Consider the following 2811-nt stretch of genomic DNA (forward strand, 5'->3'; position numbering starts at 1 on the left):
GGAGGGTGCTACATTTCATGAAGAGTCTGCCATGCAGTGGAGGAGCAAGTCATGCTGTCCGGCCAACTTTTCAACATTCGTTCACGTGCCGAAGGCTTCCCCCCGAGCTCTCTTTGCTGCCCGCCTGAAACAGGCTCGGGAACTGCAAGGCATCCCAAGCCAGCGGGCTTTGGGGGTGCTGATGGGGCTTGATAAGAAGTTGGCCAGCAGCCGGGTTAATCGCTACGAGAACGAGACCAGTGGCATTGACTTGGATGGGCTGGGGAAGCTGGCCGACACGCTAGGGGTGCCGATGGCCTACTTGGTGGCTGAAGACGATCAAACGGCTGAAGCGATTCTGGCACTGGGGAAAATGTCAGTCGAGGACCGGGCAAAGGCTCTGTCTTGGCTCCGGAAGTTCAGCCGTTAATCGCCCCTGTTTGGCGTCTGCGGCAAGTGTATTCACGGAGTGCACTGCATTTTCATCTATGTTGGTAGGAGTTGGCACCTTCGTTTCTGCGACGAGAGCGATAGCTGGCGTGATGCTGAAGGTCTGTTCAAACGACAGTGACAAGTGTCTCTGGCAAGGTGCTATACGGTCCTGTCACCTATGCGGAGCGCTGCGCATAGGTATGAGCTTAGAGGCACAACAGACTTGGGCTCGACTAACCTTGAAATCTAGGCCCCGTGGGGGCAGGTTTCCCTTTGGCACCACTAGTCGGCGATGCCGTAACGTAGTTCTTTGCCGCGTTATTGAGGTGATTGATGATTGTGGCATCGGCAGAAGGCTTGGGGTGCATGGTTCCGCGGAGCTCTACAATATTGACTTCACTAGCGAAGGTCTTTATGAAGCCGTCAATAGCTGAGGCGCTGTCGAGCTTGAGCCAGCCTAGTGCGCTATCTTCCGGAAATGTCGACGCGCCAACTGATAGCAAGTGAATGAGCTCTCGTGTAGCTCCGTTTCTCGTCATGCTTGAGCCTGCGCAGTCTTTGTAAATAATTCTCGCCCTTTCTTTTAGGATGCCTGAAAGAGAGCTGGACTTGATTTTGTCATAATGGAGCTTTTCGAGTTCTTTATCTGCCTCAGTCTTGATATTCCTATAGTTGCTTATGATGCCTGCTGCTTGGTTCAGAGGGGCGCAGAAGAAAGAGGATTGTCCATAGGCACAGTAATGGAGCCAATCAAGATCACTTTCATTTTTTGACTGGGCAACCTCTAGCCCATAGCTGAGCAGGCGAAGAATCTGGGGCTCAGGTAGCTTTATAATGTCATTTGGGCGCTTTGCCGCGCGGAAGGGGGCGATCCGATGGACATTAACGATATTGTTGCTATCGCTGCGCTTGGCTTGAAACACGCTAGCCCGTGCAATATCATCTGAAAATCGGATGATCAAGGCAAAGTCGGCACCGGTGCTTCCCTCGCTCTTCTTGCTAGAGCCATGCTTACTATACTGACCCCAAGCGAACCCAGGTGGTGATCCTGAATCAAGACAATCTAGAACCCAGTCGGTTGAGCCGATAAAAGCTCCGAGGAGCATGGAGGTTAGATCCTCCTCTTTTTGTGGCCTATTAAATGGGCTCTTAGAGTTTTGAACGTTGCAATCTGCAACGCACCGGCAAGCGGTGTAGGCCTGATGGGCTGATCAATCGCTCCAATGCAGGCCTCAACGAGTTGTTCTACTCTCGATATAATCTCGTCGCTCGGCCATTCTATGGTCATTCTTGGCCTCTCTTTCGCTTGGTAAGGAGGGGGCTTTTTGCTCCGAGCGAGCATGCTTCAATACTTGGGAAATATCAACTCTCGCGATAGAGCCTTCCCTTGCAACCCAGCCCTGGATTACTTCCTTCCAGTTGCTAGGAAACGATACTTGCGTGCATAAGTTTGTCATCACTTCGGGCATTGAGCCTGCTGATACGTCAATCCATTGATCAAAGGCGGCTCTATCTTCAAGATCCAAGGTCATGGCATGTTCTACAAGGACTTTAGCAAGGGCGGTATCATAGGCAACCCAGCGTGCCCGTTCATCCCAGTATTCAATCGCTGCTCGAATCGATGGAAAGCAGCGCCAGTCTTCAACGTCGTTGGCTGGCCTTGTCAGCCAACGATCAGACTCCCGAGCATCTTGACGAGACAGCAATATGCCGTATCTGTTTAGGCGTTTTTTGGCTCTAGCTTGGTTCACGATATATGGCCCGTAAGGATTGAGCCCTTTTTAGTGCGAAAGAGAATCCTGTCAAGACTCCGCGTGTGCGCGGTTAAATCGCTGGAGGGCCGTCAATTTGCGTTGTCTCCTCCGGAGTTCTCAGTGTATGACTTTCATGGCATGCGCGAGTCTGCCTTAAGGATAAAACTTGCGCGGATCAGCCAAGCATGAAACGAACTGCCCCCGCTGGTAGCGCGGCAGCTCCACGTTGGGCTGATACAGCTCTAAAGCGGCAAGCTGCTTGCTGCGCGTCACCTGCGGCTTCTTGTGGAGGTAGTGCCTGCGCAGCACCTGGACCCGGTCCCGTGGGTCGGTGCTGTGGCCGGTCACCAAGGCAATCTCCTTCTCCGGAACATCGTTGACATCGAGCTCGGTGGCCAGCGTGTGGCGGAAGGCGTGAAATCCCACGCCCTTGGGAAAGCCCAGGCTCTTCAGGTAGCGCCCAAAATCCACCACAAACTGCTGGCTGTAGCGCGCATTGGTTTCCCCGGTGGTGCGGTTCACGCCAGCAGAAAGCAGCGGGAACAGCCGAGGATGGCCCGTTTCTTTCATGTCTTCCACGAACTCCAGGAATCCGGCCTCTAAGAGCGGCTTGGCGATGGGGATGATGCGCATGCAGCCACTGCCC

General features: G+C 53.5%; 3 protein-coding genes and 1 pseudogene. 1 reads left to right on the plus strand and 3 read right to left on the minus strand.

Features of this window, described 5'->3' with window-relative positions; translation table 11 throughout:
* Positions 1–85: 85 nt before the first annotated feature.
* Complete coding sequence (locus ACD584_RS21740) at positions 86–409, plus strand: helix-turn-helix domain-containing protein (protein ID WP_175611861.1); 324 nt, start codon at positions 86–88, stop codon at positions 407–409.
* A 235-nt stretch (positions 410–644) separates the two neighbouring features.
* Here ACD584_RS21740 and ACD584_RS21745 read toward each other — a convergent pair whose 3' ends face one another.
* From ACD584_RS21745 to ACD584_RS21755, 3 genes and pseudogenes are all read right to left on the minus strand, one after another.
* The gene (locus ACD584_RS21745) at positions 645–1517 is read right to left on the minus strand and encodes a hypothetical protein (protein ID WP_139328387.1); all 873 of its coding nucleotides are present in this window, start codon (positions 1515–1517) and stop codon (positions 645–647) included.
* A gap of 126 nt (positions 1518–1643) precedes the next feature.
* On the minus strand, positions 1644–2117 hold the full coding sequence (locus ACD584_RS21750; protein WP_139328386.1) for a hypothetical protein: 474 nt from the start codon (positions 2115–2117) through the stop codon (positions 1644–1646).
* Positions 2118–2318: 201 nt separating this feature from the next.
* A pseudogene (locus ACD584_RS21755) lies at positions 2319–2811 on the minus strand (integrase); the annotation flags it as partial.

Origin of the sequence: Xanthomonas sp. NCPPB 2922 (assembly GCF_041520885.1) — a bacterium.
Lineage (GTDB): Bacteria > Pseudomonadota > Gammaproteobacteria > Xanthomonadales > Xanthomonadaceae > Xanthomonas > Xanthomonas campestris.